The sequence below is a fragment of the Kineosporiaceae bacterium SCSIO 59966 genome, assembly GCA_020881835.1.
Classification (GTDB): Bacteria; Actinomycetota; Actinomycetes; order Actinomycetales; family SCSIO-59966; genus SCSIO-59966.
In genome coordinates, this window is record CP052876.1 from 2,046,948 (window position 1) to 2,068,981 (window position 22,034).

Below are 22,034 nucleotides of genomic sequence, written 5' to 3' on the forward strand. Positions count from 1 at the left end.
GACGTCAGGCCGGGACGACGTTGACCAGCCGCGGGGCCCGGACGACGACCGTGCGCACGCCGCGGCCGTCCAGGACCCGCTGGACCGCGTCGCTGGCCAGCGCCCGCTCCCGCAGGTCCTCCTCGCCGGCGTCGGCGGGCACCTCGAGCCGGTCGCGGACCTTGCCCGCGACCTGCACGACGCAGGTCACGGTCTCCTCCACGAGCAGCCGCTCGTCGGCCTGCGGGAACGGCTCGTAGGCCAGCGTCCGGTCGTGCCCGAGCCGGGACCACAGCTCCTCGGCCAGGTGCGGCGCGAGCGGCGCCAGCATGAGCACGAGCGGCTCGACCACCTCCCGCGGGGAGCGCCCGGTCCGGGTGAGGTGGTTGTTCAGCTCGATGAGCTTGGCCACGGCGGTGTTGAACCGCATGCCCTCCATGTCGGCGGTGACCCCGTCGATGGTGCGGGCCAGGAGCCGCCGGGTCTGCTCGTCGGCCGGCTCCTCGTCAACCCGCAGCTCGCCGGTCTGCTCGTCGACGACGTTGCGCCACACCCGCTGCAGGAACCGCAGCGACCCGACGACCGCACGGGTCTCCCACGGCCGGGACACGTCGAGCGGGCCCATCGACATCTCGTACACACGGAAGGTGTCGGCGCCGTACGCCTGGTACATGTCGTCGGGGGTGACGACGTTCTTCAGGCTCTTGCCCATCTTGCCGTGCTCGCGGGTCACCGGCTCCCCGTGGTAGAGGTACCGGCCGTCCTCGGTCTGCTCGACGTCGGACGCCGGCACGACCTGGCCGCGGGCGTCGCGGTAGGCGTAGGCCTGGATGTAGCCCTGGTTGAACAGCCGGTAGAACGGCTCGGCGCTGGAGACGTGGCCGAGGTCGAACAGCACCTTGTGCCAGAACCGGGCGTACAGCAGGTGCAGGACGGCGTGCTCGACGCCGCCCACGTACAGGTCCACCCCTCCGGGGTGGTCGGGGCGCACCTCCGGGCGCGGGCCCATCCAGTACCGCTCGACCTCCGGGTCGACGAACCGCTCGGTGTTGGCCGGGTCCAGGTAGCGCATCTCGTACCAGCACGAGCCGGCCCACTGCGGCATGACGTTGAGCTCGCGCCGGTAGGTGCGCTCGCCGTCGCCGAGGTCGAGGGTGACCTCGGTCCAGCCCTCGGCGCGGCCCAGCGGCGGCGTCGGCTGGCTGTGCTCGTCGTTCGGGTCGAGCGCCTCGGGCCGGTAGTCCTCCAGCTCCGGCAGCGTCACCGGCAGCATCTCCTCCGGCAGCACGTGCGGGACGTCGTGCTCGTCCCAGACGACGGGGAACGGCTCGCCCCAGTACCGCTGGCGGCTGAACAGCCAGTCGCGCAGCTTGTACGTCGTCGTGGGCTGCCCCAGGCCCTTGGCGGACAGCCAGTCGATCATCCGGGCCTTGGCCTCCTGCACGCCCAGGCCGTTGAGGCTGATCTCGTCGTTGGCGGAGTTGACGGCCGGGCCCTCCCCGGTGAACGCCTCGCCCTGCCAGCCCTCGGGCGGCTGCACCGTGCGCACGACGGGCAGGTCGAAGCGGGCGGCGAACTCCCAGTCCCGCTCGTCCTGGCCGGGGACGGCCATGATCGCGCCGGTGCCGTAGCCCATCAGCACGTAGTCGGCGGTGAACACGGGGATGCGCCGGCCGGTGGCCGGGTTCGTCGCGTACAGGCCGGTGAACCGGCCGGTCTTGTCCCGGCCCTCGGTCTGGCGTTCCAGCTCGGTCTTGCGGGCGGCCTCCTGGCGGTAGGCGGCGACGGCGGACGCCGGGTCGGCGTACCCGCCGGTCCAGGACGCCGGGACGTCGTCCGGCCAGGTGGCGGGCAGCTCCCCGTCGAGCAGTGCGTGCTCGGGGGCGACGACCATGAACGTCGCGCCGAACAGGGTGTCGGGCCGGGTGGTGAACACCTCGACCGGCTCGGCGCCGTCCACCGGGAAGCGCACGGTGGCCCCCTGGGAGCGCCCGATCCAGTTGCGCTGCATGAGTTTGATGGCCTCGGGCCAGTCCAGGCGGTCCAGGTCCTCGAGCAGCCGGTCGGCGTACGCGGTGATCCGCATCATCCACTGGCGCATGCTGCGCTTGAAGACGGGGTAGTTCCCGATGTCGCTGCGGCCCTCGGCGGTCACCTCCTCGTTGGCCAGCACCGTGCCCAGGCCCGGGCACCAGTTGACCGGCGCGTCGGAGGCGTACACCAGCCGGTGGGCGTCGATGACCCGGCGCCGCTCGACGGCGTCCAGGTCGGCCCAGTCCCGGCCGTCGGGCACGGTGCGCTCGCCGCGCTCGTACTGGGCGACGAGCTCGGCGATCGGGCGGGCCCGGCCGCGGCCGCCGTCGGCGGACTCGTCGTACCAGGCGTTGAAGATCTGGATGAAGATCCACTGGGTCCAGCGGTAGAACTCCACGTCGGTGGTGGCGACCGAGCGGCGTGGGTCGTGCGCGAGCCCGAGCCGGCGCAGCTGCCGGCGCATGGTGGCGATGTTGGCCTCGGTGGTGACCCGCGGGTGCTGACCGGTCTGCAGGGCGTACTGCTCGGCCGGCAGGCCGAAGGCGTCGTAGCCCAGGGCGTGCAGGACGTTCTTGCCGCGCATCCGCTGGAAGCGGCCGAGGACGTCGGTGCCGATGTACCCGAGCGGGTGGCCGACGTGCAGGCCCGCGCCAGACGGGTAGGGGAACATGTCGAGGACGAACATCTTGTCGCGCCCGCGTACCGACTCGTCCGCCCACGGCCCGGCCGGGTTCGGCGTCTGGAAGGTGCCCTCGGCCTCCCACCGGTCCTGCCAGCGGCTCTCGATCTGCTCCGCCAGGCGCGCGTCGTACCGGAACGCCGGGGTGGTCTCGGGCGTCTGCTGGGTCATCGTCGTCCTCGCCTCGTCGCTGGTTCGTCGTCCGGGCTGCCGTGCCGGGGCAGAAAAAAACCCCTTGCACGCAAGGGGTCGCCGCGCTGGTGCCGCTCCGTCGCCGGAGCGGGCCTCAGCGCGGCTCGGTAAGGAGCAGGCCGGTCCGCACGGGGTCAGGGTACAGGGTCGTCAACCGAGCAGCCGGGGACCGGCGAGGAGCACCCCGCCGACCGCGATCCCGGCGGCGGCGAGCACCAGCCGGAAGGAGGCACGGCCGGGGGCCAGCCCGCCGGCGGCGCCCACGACCGCGGCGACGGTGAGGACGGCTACCGCCGGGGGCCCGACGTCCGGGTCGGGCACCAGCACGAGGAGGGCGCAGGCGGCGACGACACCGGCGGCGCCGGCGGTCCGGGAGGCCCGGACGCCGAGCCGCTGGGGCAGGCCGCGGACGCCGGTCCGCGCGTCCGCGGCAGCGTCGGGGAGGGTGTTGGCGAAGTGCGCGCCGGCACCGAGCAGGGCGGCCGCGGCGACGAGCGCGGCGGGGACGTCGACCCCGGCGGCCGTCGCGGCGACCGCCGGGAGCAGGCCGAAGGAGACGACGTAGGGCAGCGGGCTCACCGGGGTGGTCTTGAGCCACAGGTCGTAGCCCCACGCCGAGGCGACGGCGAGCAGGTGGAGCACCCCGGGGACGGGGCCGAGGGCCAACGACAGCGGGACGCTGGCGAGCAGCGCGGCCACGGCGGCCCGGTGGACGGTGCGCGCCGCGACGTGCCCGGCGACGACGGGTTTCTCCCGGCGGCCGGCGAGCCGGTCCCGGGCGGCGTCGACGGCGTCGTTCGCCCAGCCGATCGACAGCTGCCCGGCCAGCAGGGCGGCGGCGAGCAGGAGCGTCCTGGGGGCGCTCAGCCCCGCGGCGACGCCCAGTGCGGTCCCGAGCACCGTGACGGCGGCCGCCGGCAGCGGGTGGGCGGCCCGCAGCAGGCCGGTGGCCGACCTGACGGACGGCGACGGCTCGGCGGCCGTCCGCTCGTCGTGCACGCGGCGAGTGTGCCGCGGGACGCCGGCCCGGTCCACGACGTCCGGGACCGGCTCCGCGGCAAGCACGGCTCGGGGGTGGGTGAGCCGGTCGCCTGGTGACATGCGAAGAGGGGGAGCGATCGCTCCCCCTCTGGGCTGTGATGACCGCGGCTGTCAGGCCGCGGTGATCTCGATACGCCGCGGCTTGGTCTGCTCCGCCTTGCGGACGGTGACCCGCAGGATGCCCTCCTGAAGGTTGGCCTCGACGTTGTCCGCGTCGACGTCCCCAGGCAGGACGACGCGGTAGTCGAACTGGCCCGTGCGGCGGGTCTGGCGGCGCAGGACGCCGGTGCGCTCGCGTTCCTTGATCTCACCGTGGATGGTCAGCTCGTTGTCACGAAGCTCCACGGTGACGTCGTCGCGCTTCACCCCCGGAAGCTCCGCCTCCACGAGGAACGCCTCGTCTGTCTCCTCGATGTCGACGGCAGGAACCCAGCCGGTCAGACCGTTTCGGGTCTCACCGAAGGTCGACTCCATCAGCCGAGACATCCGTTCGTGCAGGTCGTCGAGCTCGCGGAAGGGATTCCAGGTCTGCAGTTCAGTGCTGCGTCGAGCCGGCAGTGCCATCATCCCTCACCTCCTTCACGCCTCTGAAGTATGGACGTAAAGTTGAGCGCTACGGACTCAAGTTTTATTCCCGGACCGACCCCTCGAGCCACTACTTCCCCAGGCGTTGCGGGCAGCCACGTGACACATGAGTGAGACTCCGGCATCGCGCCGCTCTAAGACTCCGTCAAAAATGACTCAGCCTTCCAGCGCCCTTCCCACCTCCGGGATTTCGGACCGATACCGCCCGAGGAGGTCCTTGGCGACGTCGACCGAGTCGACGAGCGGGTGGTTCGCGAAGGCGCGCCAGGCGAGCTGCGCGGACTTCGTCGCGGAAGCCTCGATGACCAGTCGCTCCGAGGTCTTAACCTGGACCATGAGGCCGGCCAGCTCCCCGCCGACCGCGGACACCTGGTGCGGGTGGATACCCGCCTGGTCGACGCGGCACGGGACCTCGACGACGGCATCGTCGGGGAGCTGCGGGACCAGCAGCCCACTCTCGGCACTCGAGTTGGGGACGTTGAGGATCATCGTGGCGGGGCGATCCGAGGTGAGCGCCGTCATGAGGTCGAGCGCGACCTGCTGGTAACCGCCCTCTTCGACATCGTCGGCGTTGCGCGCGTAGCGGTCCTTCTCCGCCCGAGTCTCACCCATGTAGCTGGCCTCGCGATCGTGGCGCGCGGCGCGCCAGAGGTCGAGGCTCCGCGCCGGCTCACTCAGCGCCGCGCTGTAGAAGTCGTCCTGCTGCGCCTGGATGTACTCACCACGTGTCTGGCCACCACTCCGAATGCGAGTAACCGTCTCACGGGTGAAGTAGTAGTAGAAGAGGTACTCGTTCGGGATCGCGCCGAGGGCCCGCAGCCAGTCGGTCCCGAAGATCTGCGCCTCCTCCATCGACTCCAGGACGGGGTCGTCCAGCAGTCGTGGGAGGACGTCAGTGCCGTCGACGGACAGCGAACGGAGCCAACCGAGGTGGTTGAGCCCCACGTAGTCGAACTCGACGGAGGTCACGTCGCGACCGGCGGCGCGCGCCGCCCGGCGGACCAGCCCGATCGGGGTGTCGCAGATGCCGGTGACGCGGTCGCCGAGGATCGCGCGCATCCCCTCGGTGATGATTCCGGCGGGGTTGGTGAAGTTGATGACCCAGGCTTCGGGGGCCACGCGTCGGATCTCCTGGGCGATCCGGCGGGCCTCCGGCAGGGTGCGCAGGGCGTAGGCGAGTCCGCCGGGTCCGATCGTCTCCTGGCCGAGGAGCCCGTGGTCGAGCGCGATGCGCTCGTCCTGGATGCGCCCGTGCGTCCCACCGACCCGCATGGCGGAGAAGACGAAGCCGGCACCGGTGAGCGCCGTCGTGAGGTCGTGCTCGACGGTGACGCGTGGGGGGCGGTGCAGCTCTCCCGACATGGCCGTGAGCACCGAGCCGATGGCAGCCACACGCTCGGGAGAGACGTCGTGGAGGCAGAGCTCGTCGATCACGCCCTGGTCGCCCTGGGCCAGGGCCGCGAATATCTGGGGGACGCGGAAACCGCCGCCCCCGATGATAGTGAGCTTCACGCTGTGATGACCTCCGTGCCGGTGCGGCGTAGGTGTTCGAGGCCGGACGAGGTCGCGGACCTCGTCGTGACTACGGTGTCGATCTCGTCGGGGCCGCAGATGGCCATGACTCCGGACCCGGGGAACTTGTCGTCCGCCGCCACAAGCACGGTGCGGTCTGAGGCGCGGAGGATCGCGTGCTTGACCGGCACCTCGATGCTCGTGGAGTCCAGCACCGCGCCGTCGTCGCGCACGCCGCTCGCGCCGAGGAAGCAGATGTCGGCGGTGATCTGGCTGAGGGCCTGCTCGGTCAGCGCCCCGACCAGAGACAGGTAGGACGACCGCAGCACGCCACCGAGCACGACGAGCTCGACGACGGGGTCGTCGCGCAGGACGTCGACGGCGGCCAGGGACGCAGTGACGACGGTGACGGGCCGGCCGCGCAGGTTCCGTGCGACGTGCTGGACGGTAGTGCCGATGTCGAGGATCACCACGTCGCGGTCCTGGACGAGGGCTGCGGCGGCGGCACCGATCAGCTCCTTCTCGCGCGCCTGCGTCGGCGCCACCTCGTGGAACGGCTGGGGATCAGCTTCGATGGCTCCCCCTCCGCCGCGGACGCGCATGAGGCGCCCCTCCTTGCTGAGTGCGTTGAGGTCCCGGCGGATCGTCGACGGGCTGACGCCGAACTCGTCGGCCAGTGCCGTTACTGAAACCTCGCCGGACGCCTGGAGCGCCTGGATGATCGAGCTGCGCCGCGTCGAGGTGAGCATGGACCGAAGGTAGCACCGCGCCGCCACAAACGTGCAAGACTAAGCACTTGCGCGCACTGTCGTGCGCCGCGTACGGTCACCTTCGAGCACCAATGGAGGAGGCTGACGCATGCGACAAGGGCCCGAGGTCCCGGCAGGGATCGACGTGCTGCTCGCGGGTGACGTCTTCGCTGACCTGGTGTTCACCGGGCTGCGCAGTGCGCCGCGTCCTGGCACCGAGACATGGTCGACCGGGTTCGCCATCGCCCCGGGGGGCATCGCCAACATGGGGGTCGCTCTCGCGCGGCTGGGACTGCGGCCGGCGATGTCGGCCGTCTTCGGGGATGACCTCTTCGGCGTGTGGACGTGGGACTGCTTGGAGCAGGAGGGCGTCGATCTGAGCTCGTCGCGTCGGATCGGGGGCGGGCGCACCGCGGTGACCGCCTCCCTCGTTTATGACGGCGACCGCGCGATGGTGACGTACGACGAGCAGGCCGTCGTCGACGTCGACGCAATGATCCCCGCGGACTCCCACCCGTCGGCGGCCATCCTCTACCTGGGCAGCCGTGCCGCCGCGGGGCAGTGGTGGCGCACCGCGGCCCGCTCCGGGACGCGCGTCTTCGCGGACGTCGCCTGGGACCCCTCGCAGAAGTGGGACACCGCACTGCTGGACGACCTCGACGCGTGCCACGCCTTCCTCCCCAACGAGGCAGAGGCGAGGGCCTACACCAGGACCGACTCCGCGACCCGGGCTGCGGCCGCTCTGGCCGAGCGGGTCCCTGTGGTGGCGGTGACCCGTGGTGCGGACGGTGCGGTGGCCGTCGACCAGACCACGGGTGAGACCGCGGACGTACCAGGCGTGCCGGTGGACGTCGTCGACACCACCGGCGCGGGCGACGTCTTTGTGGCGGCGTTTACCGCGGCGAGCGGCTGGGACCTGCCCCTGGTCCACCGCGTCGAGCTCTCCGTGCTGTGCTCGAGCCTCTCGGTTCGCGAGCCGACCGGCTCCCTCGGTGCCCCGTCGCTGCGGTCTCTGGCTGACTGGTGGTCCACGACGGTGACCCGTGCCGCCGCCGGTGAGTTCCGGGCCCAGGACCTTCGCCGCCGGTTCGGTTTCCTCGACGACCTCGAACCCGTGACGGTCCTCGCGGCCCCCCACGCCCGCTGACCCTCCGTCCGCCCCCTCCCAGGAGTCCACTGTGCCCGTGTACCGCCCCACGACGACGAACCCCGCGTACCGTGGCATGACCGCGTACGCCGGCGACATCCACAACCACTGCGGGATTAGCTACGGGCACGGCAGCATCCAGGATGCCTACCGGAACGCACGGCTGCAGTTGGACTTCGCCTCCGTCACCGGTCACGCGGCGTGGCACGACATGCCAGCTGAGCCGGCACACGTGAACGCCTACCACGCCCAGGGGTTCGAACGGCTGCGCCGGTCCTGGGACCACGTGCAGGACGTGACCGAGGCCGCGCACGAGGACGGCGAATTCGTGTCCTTGCTGTCGTTCGAGTGGCACAGCATGACCTACGGCGACCACTGCGTGTACTTCCCAGCCGGGCGCGGCCCGCTCGAGATCGCGCAGGCGCCGTCGCTCGAAGCGCTGCGGAGTGAGCTCCGAGGCCTGGCCGCGCAGGGTTTGTCCGGAATGGTCGTGCCACACCACATCGGCTACCAGGCCGGTCGTCGGGGCATCAACTGGTCTACCTTCGACGAGGAGCTCTCCCCTGTCGTGGAGCTGGTCTCCATGCACGGCAGCGGGGAGTCCGACGAGGCGCCGCGGCCCTACCTGCATACGATGGGTCCGCGTGACGCTGGCAGCACCGCGTTCCACGGGTTGTCCCTCGGCCGCCGGTTCGGGGTCATCGGCTCCACCGACCACCACAGCGCCCACCCGGGCAGCCACGGCTGGGGGCGGGCGATGGTCTGGGCCGACGAGCTGACGCGCGAGGGCATCTGGGCGGCCATCCAGGCGCGACGGACCTACGCGGTCACAGGGGACAGCATCATGCTCGCCACCACGATCGACAGCGTCCCGATGGGCGGCGAGGCGACCGCGCGGCCGGGTGAGCCGGTCGAGGTCCAGGTCAACGTCCGGGCCGGTGACTCGATCGACTACGTCGAGCTCGTCCGCAACGGCACCCCCGTCGCGAGGACCTCACCGCACCGGGTGGCGACGCCCGCGAGGGACTTCGGTGGCGTCCTGTCGGTGGCGCTCGGCTGGGGCGAGGTGGGTGTCCCGGTCGACTGGGACGTGCGCCTGCGCCTCACCGAGGGCCGACTCCGCGCGCTCGAGCCCCGGCTGCGGGGTTACGACACCCTTGCCGACCAGGCCGGGGAGACCGACAGCTACTCCTTCTCCCACTGGCAGCAAGTCGGGGAGCGGGACGTCGCCCTGCGGACCCGAACACGAGGCAACCCGACTGTCACGACCGACGCGACACAGGAGTTCGCGCTGCACGTGGACGCTCCCCTCGGGGCCGAGCTCGTCGTGGAGACAGCCGGGCAGACCTACCGCCACACGGTGGCCGAGCTGCTCGACGGCCCGCGGTCGCACTACGTGGGCGGCTTCCTGTCCGGCGCGCTGGTCATGAACCGGGCCCAGCCGGACGCGGCCCTGACGCTCGCCTGGGAGCTCGAGGACGAGGGCACCGGCGCCGCCGAGGACTGGTACCTCGTGCGCGTACGCCAGCACAACGACCAGCACGCCTGGAGCTCACCCACCTGGGTGCGCCGGGCCTCCCCCCACGGAGCCCGTCCATGAATCACCCCGTACGCCCGACCCCCGGCAGGAACTCGAGAGGATCAATGATGAAGGCACGAGAAGTTCGTCGCTCGACCGCGGTGCTGGGCGCTCTCGCGCTCGTCGGACTCGCTGGCTGCACGCCGGGCGAAAGCTCCGGCGGTGGCGACGCCGACGGATCCGGTGAGACAGAGATCGTCTGGGCGGTCGGGGGTGCCCGCTCGCAGCCCGGCGGCGCCAACACGCGGATCGCCGACCTCTGGAACGAGCAGAACCCCGACACCCCGGTGCGGATCGAGGTGCTGCCCGAGGCGGCCGACGGCGCTCGCGAGCAGCAGGCCCTCGTCCTGCAGGCCCAGGGCTCGGAGTTCGACGTGCTCGGGCTCGACGTCGTCTGGACCGGCGAGTACGTGGAAAACGGCTGGCTCGCCAGCCTCGAGGACGTGCGCCCAGAACTCGAGGACGACCTGCTCCCCGGACCGCTCGAGTCGGCCTCGTGGGGCGGTGAGCTGTGGGGCGTCCCGCTGAACACCAACACCGGAGTCCTGTACTACCGCACGGACCTGGTTGACGGACCTCCGCAGTCCTGGCAGGAGATCTGCGACGCCGGTGCCATCGACGGCTACCACCCCTACATCGGCCAGGGAGCCAAGTACGAGGGTTTCGTCGTCAACTGGCTCGAGCTCTACTGGAGCGCCGGCGGCGAGATTTACAACGAGGACCAGTCGGAGGTGCTCTTCGACCCTGATCTCGCGGCCGAGGTGACGACCTACATGGCCGACGCGCTCGCCGGCGGGTGCTTCGCGCCGGGCTATAACACGGCCATGGAGGAGGAGTCGCGCAACGCCTTCCAGCAGGGCGACGTCGTCTTCATGCGCAACTGGCCCGGTCCGTACGCGCTGATTGAGGAGGACACCGAGAGCCCCGCGCACGGCAACACCGCCGTCGCTCCCATCCCGGCCTTTGGTGACGCCGGGGAGGGTGTGGCCGCGATCGGCGGCTTCAACAACGCGGTCAGCGCGTTCTCCGAGCACCCGGACCTCGCCACCGAGTTCATCGTTTGGGCGGCGACCGACATGGCCGCGCAGGAGATCCTCGCGGAGGACGCCGTGCTGCCTGTGCTGCAGGCGTACTACGACGAGGTTCCGGACGACTCGCTGACCGCCGAGCTCGGCGAGATCCTGCAGAGCGCCCGCCCGCGTCCGTCCGTCCCACAGTGGAGCGCGATCAGCCTCGCGATGCAGGACGCGCTCTTCCCCGCTTACAACGGCGACGCCGACCCGGCCGAGGCCGCGCAGACCGTGCGCGAGTTCCTCGACGGGACTATCGAACGCTGATCCCAGCCCGACGGAAGGAAGGCTGGACCGTGTCCACCTTCTCCAGTGCTTCGACGTCGGCCTCGGCCGACCCGGACGGCCGCGCCCCTCGTGGACGCGGCCGCCCGGGTCGCCAGCTGTCCGACGTCGCCCTCGCCCGCTTGTTCATGACCCCGTCGCTGGCCGTTATGGCCCTCGTCGTGCTGTTCCCCGTGCTCTACGCGGTCTACACGAGCTTCCAGGCGTACACCCGCCGACAGCACGAAGGGTTCGCCGGCCTGGCGAACTACCAGGAGGTCCTCGGGGACTCCTACTTCTGGGATGCACTGTGGTTCACCGCGGTCTTCACCGTGACGTCGGTCGGGGCCGAGTTCGTGATCGGGCTCGGCTTCGCGCTGATCATGAACCAAGGGTTCCGGGGGCGTGGGGTCACGCGAGCGTCGATTCTCATCCCCTGGGTCATCCCCACCGTCGTCGCGGCGCAGATGTGGGCGTTCATGTTCAACGTCACCCCGGGCTTCATCAACAGCCTGTTCGGCCTCGGGGACTTCAACTGGCTCGGCCAGAGCGGGTGGGCCACGTTCGCCGTCGTGTTCGCGGACGTGTGGAAGACGGCGCCGTTCGCGGCGCTTCTGCTCCTCGCGGGCCTGCAGACGATCCCGGCGGAGCTCTACGAGAGCGCCCGCGTCGACGGTGCGGGGCCGCTTCAGCGGTTCTGGCACGTGACCCTCCCCCTACTGCGGCCGGCGATCCTCGTGGCGCTCCTGTTCCGGACGGTCGAGGCCCTGCGGGTCTACGACCTGCCGCAGGTGATGACCGGGGGCGCGTTCGGGACCGAGTCGCTGTCCATGGCGGTGCGCCGCTACATCGTCGAGACGCCCGACCCGGGTCTGGGCTCCGCGCTGTCCACTCTGACGTTCCTCATCGTGCTCGGTGTCGGCGTCGTGTTCGTCTCGATGATCGGCAAAAGCGTCATCTCGGAAGGGAGCGAGGAACGATGAGCGTCCTCACCACGAAAGCGAGCCGGTCGGCGCACGGGTCCCGTACCCGGGGGGAGCGCAGGTCCACCCTTCTGCGCAGCGGGCTGCTCGGCATCGTCCTGCTCTGGTGTCTTGCCCCCTTCGTCTGGCTCATCACGACCAGCCTCAAGCAGGGGGACCGGGCGCTCAACAGCCCGGACCTGCTGCAGGGCCCCTTCGGGCTGCAGAACTACATCGCCGTCTTCCAGCAGGACTTCGGGCTGAACCTGCGCAACACCCTGGCGATCGCCTCGATCACCACCCTGCTGTGCACGGGAGTCGCCGCGCTCGCCGCGTACGCCCTCGCCAAGCTCCCGCTACGACGTAAGACGCTGCTGCTCGGAGGTGTCCTGGCAGCCTCGCTCTTCCCCCCCGTCGCCCTGGTCCCGCCCCTGTACGAGATGTGGCGTACCGCGGGGCTGCTGAACACCTGGGAGGGGCTGTACATCTCCTACCTGTCGTTCAGCCTGCCGCTCGCGATCTTCATCCTCACGACGTTCTTCTCCGCCATCCCCAGTGAGCTGGTCGAAGCCGCCAAGACGGACGGCGCGTCCGCGTTCCAAGCCTTCTGGCGTATCGTGCTGCCGCTGGCGGCACCGGGGGTCTTCTCGTCGGCGATCATCACATTCGTCACCGCGGCGAACGAGTTTCTGCTCGCGAGCACCTTCGCCCCGCGCAACCCGGAGGTGGCGCAGACCGTGCCGGTCGCGATCGCGTCCTTCACCGGGGCCATCGAGTTCCAGCGGCCGATCGGCACCATCACGGCAGCCTCGGTCGTGGTCACCGTCCCGATGATCGTCCTCGCCCTCGTCTTCCAGCGCCGGATCGTCGCGGGCCTCACCGCCGGTGCGGTCAAGGGCTGACCGCAGAGAACCAGGAGCACCGTGCACGTCGTCATCCGCCCGACCGCCACCGACCTCGCCCGCCTCGTCGCGGACGAGGTTGAGGCGCTCGTCCGAGACCACCCTGCGACCGTCCTGGGGCTGGCCACCGGGTCAAGCCCGCTCGCCGTCTACGCCGAGCTGCGCCGGCGCCACCAGGAGCGCGGGCTGTCGTTCGCGTCCACCCGGGGCTTCCTGCTCGACGAGTACGTGGGGCTGCCCCGGGTCCACCCGCAGAGCTACCGGTCCGTGATGGAGCGCGAGCTGGTCGCCGGTCTGGACTTCGCGGACGGAGCCGTCCGCGGCCCGGACGGGACGGCGGCCGATCTCGACGCGGAGTGTGCCCGGTACGAGCACTCGATCGTCGAGGCCGGCGGCGTCGACCTCCAGATTCTCGGGATCGGATCGAACGGGCACGTCGCGTTCAACGAACCAGGCTCGTCATTGGCGTCCCGGACGCGCGTCGAACGTCTCACACCTCAGACCCGGCGGGACAACGCGCGGTTCTTCGACGACGACCCCGACGCCGTACCGGCGACCTGTCTCACGCAGGGCCTCGCGACGATCCTCGACGCTCGCCGGATCGTCCTCATCGCGACGGGGAAGAAAAAGGCACGTGCCGTCGCCCAGATGGTCGAGGGTCCGGTCAGTGCACGGTGGCCCGCGACCGTGCTCCAGTGGCACACGGACGTCACCGTCTTCCTCGACCCTGCCGCGGCCCAGCACCTGGAGGTGCGTGAGAGGTACGACGAGGTCGGTCGGTCGGTCGGCGCCCGGCCTCGGTAAGCCGACGGGGCCTCTGCACCTCGCTGGCGTTCCTGTGCCGTTGGGCGTCGCGGTGCAGTCGTTCGACCCCCAGGTGGAACCCCGGCCGCGGTTCGCCGGGGCTCTCGTCTCCCTGACCCACGGGGTCGTCCTCCCGTGTGGTCGTGGACCGGGTGGGGCCCGGACCGAGCGTAACCATCCGCAACGGGATGCCGCTGCCGACTCGCGCCGTCGGGCGGGTCGCCGCCCTCGGTTTCATCGCTGGTGGTTCGACGGTCCTACTAGGTGCGCTGCTCCGGTGGGGAACATCGCAGGGTGGAGCTGAGGGGACTCGAACCCCTGACCCCCTCCATGCCATGGAGGTGCGCTACCAGCTGCGCCACAGCCCCGCGGGACAACGGCAGGGAGTCTAGACCGACGAGCCGAGCATCCCGAAATCGGGTCCCCCCGGCGTCCCGACGCAGGCGCCGTCATCCCTCCGAGCCGACGTGGGCGCCGTGCGGGCCGACGTTGTACTCCGCCAGCGACCACCCCGTCCCGCGGGGGACGAGCAGCGCCCAGTGCGTGTTGGCCAGCCCTCCGAACGCCGACCAGGCCGCCAGCGGCAGGGCGAGCAGGTTCAGCATGGCCCCCCGCAGCGCCCCACCGTGGCCGGTGACGACGAGCACCCCGCCGTCCGGGGTGGCGGCGGCGTGCCGCCCGATCGCCGCGGCGGCCCGCCGGCCGGCCTCGCTGCGCCGCTCCCCGCCCCCGACGGGGACGTCCTCCCCGCTACGCCAGGCGGCGAACTCCTGCGGCCAGCGGGACTCGATCTCGGCGCGGGTGAGCCCCTGCCACTCCCCCGCGAACAGCTCCCGCAGGGCGGCGTCGGTCTCCACCTCGAGCCCGGTGACCGCGGCGAGCGCTGCGGCGGTGTCCGCGGCCCGGGACAGGTCCGAGCTGACGATCCGGGTCGGCGCCAGACCGCGCAGCATCTCCGCCGCCCGGTGCGCCTGCCGCCGTCCGACGTCATCCAGCGGGACGTCGAGCTGCCCCTGGAACCGGTCGGCGGCGTTGTGACCGGTCTGCCCGTGCCGCCACAGGACGACGCGGGCCGCGCTCACGCTCCGTCCCCGCCGTCCCCGCCGTCCCGGCCGGTACGGGCGCCGTCGGGGCGCCCGGTGACCGGCAGGTCGAGGGCCGGGCAGTCCTTCCACAGCCGCTCGAGGGCGTAGAACCGGCGGTCCTCGGTCTGCTGGACGTGGACGACGACGTCGACGAAGTCGAGCAGCACCCAGCGGGCCTCCTTGAGCCCCTCGCGGCGCACCGGCTTGGCGCCGAGGCCGCGCAGCCGCTCCTCGACCTCGTCGACGATCGCCCGGACCTGCCGGTCGGTGTCCGCGGAGGCGACGACGAACACGTCGGTGATCACCAGCTGTTCGCTGACGTCGAGGGCGATGATCTCGTCGGCCAGCTTGTCGGCCGCCGCCTCGGCGGCGGCGGTGGCGAGCTGGACGGCGCGGTCGGTGGCGGGCACGGGTCTCCTCCGGGTGGGCCTGGTCGGGACAGGTTCTCACGCCCTCAGGAGTCGCCTCCCGCCCCGGCGGCGACCTCCGCGAAATCGGTGCCGAGGACGACGATGACGTCCGCGGTGGTCGGCGCCTCCCGGCCCACCGCGAGCACGTCCTGCGGCAGCCCGAGGGCCTCGACCACCCCGAGACCGGCCTCCCGCAGCCGAGGCGTGTCCTGCGGGACGAGGACCGCGGACGTCCGCCGGCCCAGCACGGCGGCGTTACCGCCGCCCACGAACCGGAAGCCGGCCTCCACGAGCCGCTCCCTCGCCAGGTCCTCCAGCCCCGGGGTCCCGGCGCCGTTCTGGACAAGCACCCGCACCGTCTCCCCCGTCCCGGACCGGCGAGCGCCCGCGAACCGGGCGGCCAGCACCTCGGCGGCCTCGGCGTCCGCCAGGCCGTAGAGCACCTCGTCGCCGCCGGTGGCGATCTCCCGCACCGGCAGCACGGACGCGCCGTACCCGCCGTCCCGCTCCAGGTGTTCGGCGACCCGGACGAGGAGGCCGGCGACGGCCCGGGTGTCGCCGCCCACTGGCCGGCTGAGGGGTCCCACAGCGGCGAGCACCTCCTCGACCTGCCCGACGTCGTCCGGCAGACCGGCGACGAGCGCGGTCAGCACCTCCTCCTGGCGGGCGAGCCGAGCCGCCTCGGCCTCGGCCGCTGCGAGGTGGGTGGCGTAGGCGGCCGCCTGTCGGCCGTCGAGACGCTGGCGCGGCCCAGCGGCCAGGGACACCTCCGCGGTGCGCACGTCGGCGTCGACGTCGACGACGACACCGCCGACGGCGTCGACGAGAGCCGCGAGCCCGGCCGCGTCGAGGACCCAGCCGAGGTCCACCCGGACGTCGAGAGCGTCGGCGACGGCGTCCGCGGGCGCGTCGTCGGAGACCGACAGCGCCTCGGCCAGAGCGGCCCGCCCGCCTCCGGCGACGTCGACGAGCAGCCGGCTCGGCACGAGCAGGGCGGCGGTCTCCTCCTCCCCCACCGACAGCAGGGTGGCTCCGGTGACCCGACCGCGGTCGGCGAGGGTGGCGAGCAGCGTGTCGGTCGGGCCCGCGGCGCCGGCGTCGTCGGTGCCGCCGGGAGCAGGGTCTCGGCCCAGCAGCACGACCGCCGCGACGAGGGCGCCCACGAGGAGGAGGACGACGACCGCGACCCACGCGCCGCGGCGCCGGGCACCCCGTCGCGCGCGTCGGGGCAGGACCTGCGTCGGGGGACGAGGCAGCGGCGGACCGGGGGCGACCGGGCCGGTGCCCCTGGCCCGGCGCTCCCGCCGGGAGGACGGTGCCGGCTCCTCGCCGCTCACCGGTCGTCCCGGTACAGGTGGTACTTGGCGATGTACTGCACGACACCGTCCGGCACGAGGTACCAGACCGGTTCACCGGCAGCGACGCGGGCGCGGCAGTCGGTGGAGGAGATCGCCATCGCCGGCACCTCGAGCAGGCTCACGCCGTCCTCGGGCAGGCCGGTGCCCGACAGGACGTGCCCTGGCCGGGTGACGCCGACGAAGTGCGCCAGCGACCACAGCTCCTCGACGTCCTTCCAGGACAGGATCTGGGCCAGCGCGTCGGCGCCGGTGATGAAGAACAGCTCGGCGTCGGGCCGCTCGGCGTGCAGGTCTCGCAGGGTGTGGATGGTGTACGTCGGACCGGGACGGTCGATGTCGACCCGGCTCACGGTGAACCGCGGGTTCGACGCGGTCGCGATCACCGTCATGAGGTAGCGGTGCTCGGCCGGCGACACCTCCCGGGCGTCCTTCTGCCACGGCCGGCCGGTTGGCACGAAGACGACCTCGTCGAGGTCGAACTCGCTGGCCACCTCGCTGGCCGCGACCAGGTGGCCGTGGTGGATCGGGTCGAACGTGCCGCCCATCACCCCGAGGCGCACCGCGCGCTCCCCGGCGACCGCGGCTCAGCGCCGGTCGCGGGAGCCGACGCTGCGGAACGCGAAGGTCAGCGCGAGCAGCAGGAGCAGCAGCACGAAGGCGCTGATGCCGTACACCTCGGGAGGGAACGGAATCTCGAAGTGCGTCTCGGTCTCGGCCGCCGTGCTCGCCAGGAACCCCATCGCTGCTCTCTCCTGCGTCGTCCAGGTCGCGGACCGGCGTGGTCCGCGGCACATCCTGTCAGACTCGGCCACCCGTCGTGCCGTGGGCGCCGTCTGTGCGTGAGCGGGACTGGGCACGCCGAGGGGCCGGGCGGGCGCAGCCGTGAACCCACGCGGCATGATCCCCGTTGTGCGCTACGTGAACCGACCCTGCGCCCCCAGCCGCCGTGCCGTCGTCCTGGCGGGTGCGGCGGGAGTGGCCTCGCTGACCACCGCATGCTCCGGCGACGACGAACCGACGACGAACGTCGCGGCCGGGGACGTGGTCGCGCAGGTCTCGGACGTCCCTGTCGGCGGTGCCGTCTCGGCCACCGGTCCGAGCGGCCCCCTGCTGATCGCGCAGCCCACCGAGGGGCAGGTCGTCGCGTTCAGTGCCGTCTGCACGCACCAGGGCTGCACGGTCGCGCCCGGGGACGGCGATCTGCGCTGCCCGTGTCACGGCTCGGTGTTCGACCTGGCGACGGGCACCAACGTCTCCGGTCCGGCGCCGGCACCGCTCGCGGCAGCGCAGGTCGAGGTGGTCGACGGGCAGATCCGCGCGCTCTGACACCCCCGTTCGTGATCATGCAATCCCGCCACCCTGGGCTGCCGTCGCACCCTTCGTAGTAATGGCGTTCTGGGAGGGGGTTCGCATAGAACGTCCTCCTGTGTACACGTCTCGGGCTTGGTGTCCCAACGCGATGAACAGGAGGACGTCCATGGGTAATGGTACGGGTTTGACTCGGGGTGATCGGCGGCGTAACGAGCGGCGGGCCCGGCTGCGTGCGGCGGTGCCGGCGTCGGCTGCGGTGGTGGGGGTTGATCTGGGGGAGGACACCCAGATGGTGGTGGTCACTGACCGGGACTGCCGGGTGCTGGCCCGGCGGGTGTTCAAGGGCAAGGCGTGGGAGCTGGGGCCGGTCCTGGACTGGGCGGTGCAGCAGGCTGCGCGGGCCGGGTTCACGGCGGTGACGTTGGCGTGTGAGCCGACCGGGTCACGGTGGATGGCGGTGCAGGACGCCGCCTTCGAGCGGGACCTGCTGGTGGTGTGTGTGCAGCCGCTGGCCGCGGCCCGGGCCCGGGAGGAGGAGGACTACACCCGGGACAAGTCCGACTACAAGGATGCGGTGCTGATCGCCCGGTTGGCCGGTGAGCTGCGCTGCTACGTCCCCGAACGTGTGGAGGAGCAGTGGGCGGTGCTGCGGCACCTCGGTCGCCGTCGTGGTGAGCTGATCACCCGGTCGACCCGGGCGGTGCTGCAGCTGCGTGACCTGCTCGCGGTGGGCTGGCCCACGGTCCTGACGGCGGCGAGCAAGCCGTTCGAGTCGATGACCTGGCAGGCGTCGGTGGCGGTGGTGCTGGACCGCTGCAACGGTGACCCGGCCCGGCTGCGGCGGATGGGCCTGGCCCGGTTCACCGACGCGGTGCGCCGTGAGCTGCCTCGTTGGGGTGGGCGCAAGATCCGCCGCCGGATCGTCGAGGGCGTGTTCGCCGCCCTCAACGACACCACCGGCGCGGTGGCCCGCCAGCGCGCCGGGGCGCTCAAACGCGCCGCCTGGGCGGTGGATGACCTGCGCGCCGCCCGCGCCCAGCAGCAGACCGTCGAGCAGGAGATGCTCACCGCCGTGGACGCCCTGGGCCTGAGTGACCCGCTGGCCTCGATCCCCGGGCTGTCCCTGCCGGCTGCCGCGCAGATCCTCGCCGAGGCCGGTGACCCGACCCGCTTCGACAGCGCACGGTCCCTGGTCAAGCACGCCGGGCTGAACCCGGTGGAGAACACCTCGGCCACCTTCCGCGGCCGCACCCGCACCTCCAAACGCGGCCGCCCCGGGCTGCGGCTGGCCGCCTGGCGTGCCACCTGGACGGTGATCCGGCACAACCCGGTCCTGGCCGCCCGCCACGCCCACCTGACCAGCCGCCAGCACAACCGGCTCACCCGCGCACAGGCCCACGTGGCCTGCGCCACGACCCTGCTGCGCTGGATCTACGCCGTCACCACCACCGGGCAGCGCTGGGACCCCCGGATCGCCGCCGGCCCCACCACCGAGGCCCCCATGGCCGCCTGACCAGCACACCCGCCGACCCCGGCGGGGCGAGCTCGCACCTTCGTAGAGGGGAAACCCTTCCACCTCGATGATCACCATGAGCAGCCCCGCCAGGCCGCCAGGGAACCTCACAAGCTCGCTTGAACGCTGTTGGGACCCCAAGCCCACTTGCCAGCTACGTAGAGACGAGGAACCCGACCCCGGCCACCCCCCCGGCGGGGACCCCACACACCACCAACAAGATCAACACGACCCAAGACCTTGACGTGAAACCTCTTACGCTGGTGATCATGCAATCCCGCCACCTTGCCCATGCCACTGTCCGGGTCGTGCGGGGCGGCGGGTCTGCACGAACACCTCATGACCCGCTGGCGGGGCCACCTCGGACATCACGATGGGCCTCAGCGGCCGTGGCAACCCACGTCGAGTCGGCGGGGTTCACCACAGAATGCTGCAATCAGCGCAGCTTTGCCGGCGTGTCGTGCCGACAACCCAGCATCCTGGGCGGGCGCTGGGGCCCACTGGGTGGCGGGATTGCATGATCACGAAACGGTCGAGCGGGGTGGCGGGATTGCATGATCACGGGAGGGGGTGGTGGTGGTTCAGGGGCGCACGTGGCCGTCGCCGTGCACGAGCCAGCGGGTCGTGGTCAGCTCGGCCAGCCCCATCGGCCCGCGGGCGTGCAGCTTCTGGGTCGAGATCCCGATCTCGGCGCCGAGCCCGAGCTGGCCGCCGTCGGTGAACCGGGTGGAGGCGTTCACCATGATCGCCGCGGAGTCGAGCTCGGTGGTGAACCGCTCGGCGGAACGCAGGTCGCTCGTCACGATGGCCTCGGTGTGCCCGCTCGACCAGCGCTGGATGTGCGCCAGGGCCGCGTCGAGGTCGTCGACCACGCCGACCGCGAGCTCCAGGGCCAGGTACTCGGTCGCCCAGTCCTCGTCGGTCACCGGCTCGACCTCGACTCCGTCGGGCGCCAGGGCGGCCACCCGGTCGTCGCCGTGCAGCCGTACCCCTGCGGCAGCGAGCTCGGCGAGCAGTCGGGGCAGCACCGCCTCGGCGGCGTCGGCGTGCACCAGGACGGTCTCGGCGGCGTTGCAGACGCTCGGCCGGTGGGTCTTCGAGTTCACCGCGATGGCGACCGCCTGGTCGGGGTCGGCGCCGGCGTCGACGTAGACGTGGCAGTTGCCGACGCCGGTCTCGATGACCGGGACCGTGGCCTCCTCGACGACGCTGCGGATCAGCCCGGCCCCACCGCGGGGGACGAGCACGTCGACCAGCCCGCGGGCGCGCATCAGGTGGCGGACCCCCTCCCGCCCGTGCTCGTCGATGCTCTGCACCACGTCGGCGGGCAGCCCGGCCCCCGCGAACGCCTCCCGGAGCACCTCGACGAGCACCGTGTTCGTCTCCAGCGCCGCGGACCCGCCGCGCAGGACGGCCGCGTTGCCGGACTTCACCGCGAGCACGGCCGCGTCGACGGTGACGTTGGGCCGGGCCTCGTAGACCATCCCGACGACGCCCATCGGCACCCGGATCTGTCGCAGCCGCAGGCCGTTGGGCAGGGTGCGGCCGCGGACCACCTCGCCGACCGGGTCGGGCAGAGCCGCGACCTCCCGGACGGCGTCCGCGATCGCCGCGACCCGGCCCCCGTCCAGGCGGAGCCGGTCGAGCAGCCCCGCGGCGAGGCCGTCGGTCTGGCCCCGTTCGAGGTCGAGGGCGTTCGCGGCGACCACCCGGTCGGTCGCCGCGACGAGGGCGTCCGCGGCGGCGTACAGGGCCGCGTCCTTCGCGGCGCGGGTGGCGGTAGCCAGCGCACGGGACGCCTCCCGGGCCCGGCCACAGACGGCCAGGACGGCGTCCTGGGTGGTGCTCGGCGTCGACATGGGTCCAGGGTAGGGCGGTGACCTGGCACCGCCCGGGGCGACGGTCGGTCGCGGCGGCCGAGCGCCGCCTCGACGACGCGTTCGCAGCCCTGCCCCGGGCGCAGTTCCTCCCCGAGGACCAGCGCCCGTACGCCGCGCAGGACCGGCCGCTGCCGATCGGCGAGGGTCAGACGAGCTCCCAGCCGAGCACGGTCCGGGCGATGCTGGCGCTGCTCGACGTCCAGGCCGGTCAACGGGTGCTCGACGTCGGCGCCGGCTCCGGCTGGACGACCGCGCTGCTCGCCCGGCTCGTCGGGCCGACCGGGCGCGTCGTCGGGGTCGAGCTCGAACCGCGGCTCGCCGAGTGGGGGGCGCAGAACCTGGCCCGGGCCGGTATGCCGTGGGCGTCCCTGGAACCGGCCACGGAGGGGGTGCTCGGCCGGCCCGACCTCGCGCCGTTCGACCGGATCCTGGTGTCGGCCATGGCCTCTCGGCTCCCGGAGGAGCTCGTCGAGCAGGTCGCCCGGCCGGGCCGGATGGTGGTACCGGTCGCCGGGACGATGCTGCTCGTCGTCCGGGACGACGTCGGGGAGGTGACCGTGCACCGGCACGGGGCGTACTCGTTCGTGCCGCTGCGCTGACTGCGCTGACCTGCTGTCACAGCGGCCGGACGTCGCCGAGCACCAGGGCCGGCGCGACGAGTCCGCGGGCGCCGCGCTCGCGGACCGTGCCGCGGTCGAGCACCTCGAGACCGACGACCGTCCACGGCGGCAGCCCCGCGCTGTCGCGGTGGTCCGCCCACAGCCGCAGGGCCATGGCTGCGGCGTCGTCGACGTCCTCGGCCTCGTCCCAGTACCGCAGCTCGGCCCGGTCGTCCCCGTAGCGGGCGGACTCCAGGAACGGCCTCTCGCGGACGAGCTGCTCCAGGCCCAGCCGGACCTGCTCACGGTCGGCAGGCTCACCGGCGAGGGTCACGGTGACGTGCCACAGCGGCGGGTCCACCGCTACCTCCTCGCGTCC

21 protein-coding genes and 1 tRNA gene are annotated in these 22,034 nt (G+C 72.3%); 9 read left to right on the forward strand and 13 right to left on the reverse strand.

Features of this window, described 5'->3' with window-relative positions:
* Positions 1 to 4: 4 nt before the first annotated feature.
* The 5 genes from HJG43_09495 to HJG43_09515 all read right to left on the reverse strand — a co-directional run bounded on the left by HJG43_09495 (position 5) and on the right by HJG43_09515 (position 6,771).
* Positions 5 to 2,863, reverse strand: a complete 2,859-nt coding sequence (locus tag HJG43_09495; protein ID UER54734.1) for a leucine--tRNA ligase — start codon at positions 2,861 to 2,863, stop codon at positions 5 to 7.
* A gap of 171 nt (positions 2,864 to 3,034) precedes the next feature.
* On the reverse strand, positions 3,035 to 3,985 hold the full coding sequence (locus HJG43_09500; protein ID UER54735.1) for a UbiA family prenyltransferase: 951 nt from the start codon (positions 3,983 to 3,985) through the stop codon (positions 3,035 to 3,037).
* Between the two features lie 51 nt (positions 3,986 to 4,036).
* Positions 4,037 to 4,489 (reverse strand): Hsp20/alpha crystallin family protein, encoded by a 453-nt coding sequence (locus HJG43_09505; GenBank protein ID UER55866.1) that lies wholly within the window; start codon positions 4,487 to 4,489, stop codon positions 4,037 to 4,039.
* A 177-nt stretch (positions 4,490 to 4,666) separates the two neighbouring features.
* Positions 4,667 to 6,022 carry a 6-phospho-beta-glucosidase gene (locus tag HJG43_09510; GenBank protein UER54736.1) on the reverse strand — a complete coding sequence of 452 codons (1,356 nt, stop codon included), beginning with the start codon at positions 6,020 to 6,022 and terminating at the stop codon, positions 4,667 to 4,669.
* A complete protein-coding gene (locus tag HJG43_09515) occupies positions 6,019 to 6,771 on the reverse strand; it encodes a DeoR/GlpR transcriptional regulator (GenBank protein UER54737.1) in 753 nt (250 codons plus the stop codon). The genes HJG43_09510 and HJG43_09515 overlap by 4 nt, the downstream gene beginning before the upstream one ends.
* 109 nt (positions 6,772 to 6,880) lie before the next feature.
* Between HJG43_09515 and HJG43_09520 the strand changes: the two genes are divergently transcribed.
* The 6 genes from HJG43_09520 (at position 6,881) to nagB (ending at position 13,499) form a co-directional block, all read left to right on the forward strand.
* On the forward strand, positions 6,881 to 7,918 hold the full coding sequence (locus HJG43_09520) for a carbohydrate kinase family protein (protein UER54738.1): 1,038 nt from the start codon (positions 6,881 to 6,883) through the stop codon (positions 7,916 to 7,918).
* Between the two features lie 31 nt (positions 7,919 to 7,949).
* On the forward strand, positions 7,950 to 9,518 hold the full coding sequence (locus HJG43_09525; protein UER54739.1) for a Tat pathway signal sequence: 1,569 nt from the start codon (positions 7,950 to 7,952) through the stop codon (positions 9,516 to 9,518).
* 47 nt (positions 9,519 to 9,565) lie between these two features.
* Positions 9,566 to 10,834 (forward strand): ABC transporter substrate-binding protein, encoded by a 1,269-nt coding sequence (locus tag HJG43_09530; GenBank protein UER54740.1) that lies wholly within the window; start codon positions 9,566 to 9,568, stop codon positions 10,832 to 10,834.
* 146 nt (positions 10,835 to 10,980) lie between these two features.
* Positions 10,981 to 11,814 carry a sugar ABC transporter permease gene (locus HJG43_09535; GenBank protein UER55867.1) on the forward strand — a complete coding sequence of 278 codons (834 nt, stop codon included), beginning with the start codon at positions 10,981 to 10,983 and terminating at the stop codon, positions 11,812 to 11,814.
* Positions 11,811 to 12,695, forward strand: a complete 885-nt coding sequence (locus tag HJG43_09540; protein UER54741.1) for a carbohydrate ABC transporter permease — start codon at positions 11,811 to 11,813, stop codon at positions 12,693 to 12,695. Before HJG43_09535 ends, HJG43_09540 begins: the two co-directional genes overlap by 4 nt.
* A 21-nt stretch (positions 12,696 to 12,716) precedes the next feature.
* Positions 12,717 to 13,499 (forward strand): glucosamine-6-phosphate deaminase, encoded by a 783-nt coding sequence (gene nagB / locus HJG43_09545; protein UER54742.1) that lies wholly within the window; start codon positions 12,717 to 12,719, stop codon positions 13,497 to 13,499.
* 295 nt (positions 13,500 to 13,794) lie between these two features.
* Here nagB and HJG43_09550 read toward each other — a convergent pair.
* From HJG43_09550 to HJG43_09575, 6 genes are all read right to left on the reverse strand, one after another.
* Positions 13,795 to 13,867: transfer RNA gene (locus HJG43_09550), tRNA-Ala, on the reverse strand.
* An 81-nt stretch (positions 13,868 to 13,948) separates the two neighbouring features.
* Positions 13,949 to 14,581, reverse strand: a complete 633-nt coding sequence (locus HJG43_09555; GenBank protein ID UER54743.1) for a histidine phosphatase family protein — start codon at positions 14,579 to 14,581, stop codon at positions 13,949 to 13,951.
* Positions 14,578 to 14,994: a ribosome silencing factor gene (gene rsfS / locus HJG43_09560; GenBank protein UER54744.1), complete on the reverse strand. Its 417-nt coding sequence runs from the start codon at positions 14,992 to 14,994 to the stop codon at positions 14,578 to 14,580. Before rsfS ends, HJG43_09555 begins: the two co-directional genes overlap by 4 nt.
* Before the next feature lie 44 nt (positions 14,995 to 15,038).
* Positions 15,039 to 16,331 (reverse strand): LytR C-terminal domain-containing protein, encoded by a 1,293-nt coding sequence (locus tag HJG43_09565; GenBank protein UER54745.1) that lies wholly within the window; start codon positions 16,329 to 16,331, stop codon positions 15,039 to 15,041.
* The gene (locus tag HJG43_09570) at positions 16,328 to 16,912 is read right to left on the reverse strand and encodes a nicotinate-nucleotide adenylyltransferase (GenBank protein UER54746.1); all 585 of its coding nucleotides are present in this window, start codon (positions 16,910 to 16,912) and stop codon (positions 16,328 to 16,330) included. Before HJG43_09570 ends, HJG43_09565 begins: the two co-directional genes overlap by 4 nt.
* Positions 16,913 to 16,936: 24 nt before the next feature.
* On the reverse strand, positions 16,937 to 17,092 hold the full coding sequence (locus HJG43_09575; GenBank protein ID UER54747.1) for a hypothetical protein: 156 nt from the start codon (positions 17,090 to 17,092) through the stop codon (positions 16,937 to 16,939).
* 157 nt (positions 17,093 to 17,249) lie between these two features.
* Here HJG43_09575 and HJG43_09580 point away from each other — a divergent pair, with 157 nt between their 5' ends.
* A complete protein-coding gene (locus HJG43_09580) occupies positions 17,250 to 17,678 on the forward strand; it encodes a Rieske (2Fe-2S) protein (protein ID UER54748.1) in 429 nt (142 codons plus the stop codon).
* A 151-nt stretch (positions 17,679 to 17,829) separates the two neighbouring features.
* A complete protein-coding gene (locus HJG43_09585; GenBank protein ID UER54749.1) occupies positions 17,830 to 19,176 on the forward strand; it encodes an IS110 family transposase in 1,347 nt (448 codons plus the stop codon).
* 581 nt (positions 19,177 to 19,757) lie between these two features.
* On the opposite strand, the gene HJG43_09590 is transcribed toward HJG43_09585, so the two are convergent.
* The gene (locus tag HJG43_09590; GenBank protein ID UER54750.1) at positions 19,758 to 21,035 is read right to left on the reverse strand and encodes a glutamate-5-semialdehyde dehydrogenase; all 1,278 of its coding nucleotides are present in this window, start codon (positions 21,033 to 21,035) and stop codon (positions 19,758 to 19,760) included.
* A 17-nt stretch (positions 21,036 to 21,052) separates the two neighbouring features.
* On the opposite strand from HJG43_09590, the gene HJG43_09595 reads away from it, so the two are divergent.
* Entirely contained in the window at positions 21,053 to 21,655 is a 603-nt protein-coding gene (locus HJG43_09595) for a protein-L-isoaspartate O-methyltransferase (protein UER54751.1), read from the forward strand.
* A 16-nt stretch (positions 21,656 to 21,671) separates the two neighbouring features.
* Here HJG43_09595 and HJG43_09600 read toward each other — a convergent pair whose 3' ends face one another.
* Entirely contained in the window at positions 21,672 to 22,016 is a 345-nt protein-coding gene (locus tag HJG43_09600) for a hypothetical protein (protein UER54752.1), read from the reverse strand.
* Between the last annotated feature and the right edge of the window lie 18 nt (positions 22,017 to 22,034).

Excerpts from the sequence above, each read along its gene's own strand:
- HJG43_09495 (UER54734.1), bottom strand. The coding sequence starts at position 2,863 with ATGACCCAGCAGACGCCCGAGACCACCCCGGCGTTCCGGTACGACGCG.
- HJG43_09500 (UER54735.1), bottom strand. The coding sequence starts at position 3,985 with ATGTCACCAGGCGACCGGCTCACCCACCCCCGAGCCGTGCTTGCCGCG.
- HJG43_09505 (UER55866.1), bottom strand. The coding sequence starts at position 4,489 with ATGGCACTGCCGGCTCGACGCAGCACTGAACTGCAGACCTGGAATCCC.
- HJG43_09515 (UER54737.1), bottom strand. The coding sequence starts at position 6,771 with ATGCTCACCTCGACGCGGCGCAGCTCGATCATCCAGGCGCTCCAGGCG.
- HJG43_09520 (UER54738.1), top strand. The coding sequence starts at position 6,881 with ATGCGACAAGGGCCCGAGGTCCCGGCAGGGATCGACGTGCTGCTCGCG.
- HJG43_09530 (UER54740.1), top strand. The coding sequence starts at position 9,566 with ATGAAGGCACGAGAAGTTCGTCGCTCGACCGCGGTGCTGGGCGCTCTC.
- HJG43_09535 (UER55867.1), top strand. The coding sequence starts at position 10,981 with ATGACCCCGTCGCTGGCCGTTATGGCCCTCGTCGTGCTGTTCCCCGTG.
- HJG43_09540 (UER54741.1), top strand. The coding sequence starts at position 11,811 with ATGAGCGTCCTCACCACGAAAGCGAGCCGGTCGGCGCACGGGTCCCGT.
- HJG43_09575 (UER54747.1), bottom strand. The coding sequence starts at position 17,092 with ATGGGGTTCCTGGCGAGCACGGCGGCCGAGACCGAGACGCACTTCGAG.
- HJG43_09580 (UER54748.1), top strand. The coding sequence starts at position 17,250 with ATGATCCCCGTTGTGCGCTACGTGAACCGACCCTGCGCCCCCAGCCGC.
- HJG43_09585 (UER54749.1), top strand. The coding sequence starts at position 17,830 with ATGGGTAATGGTACGGGTTTGACTCGGGGTGATCGGCGGCGTAACGAG.
- HJG43_09590 (UER54750.1), bottom strand. The coding sequence starts at position 21,035 with ATGTCGACGCCGAGCACCACCCAGGACGCCGTCCTGGCCGTCTGTGGC.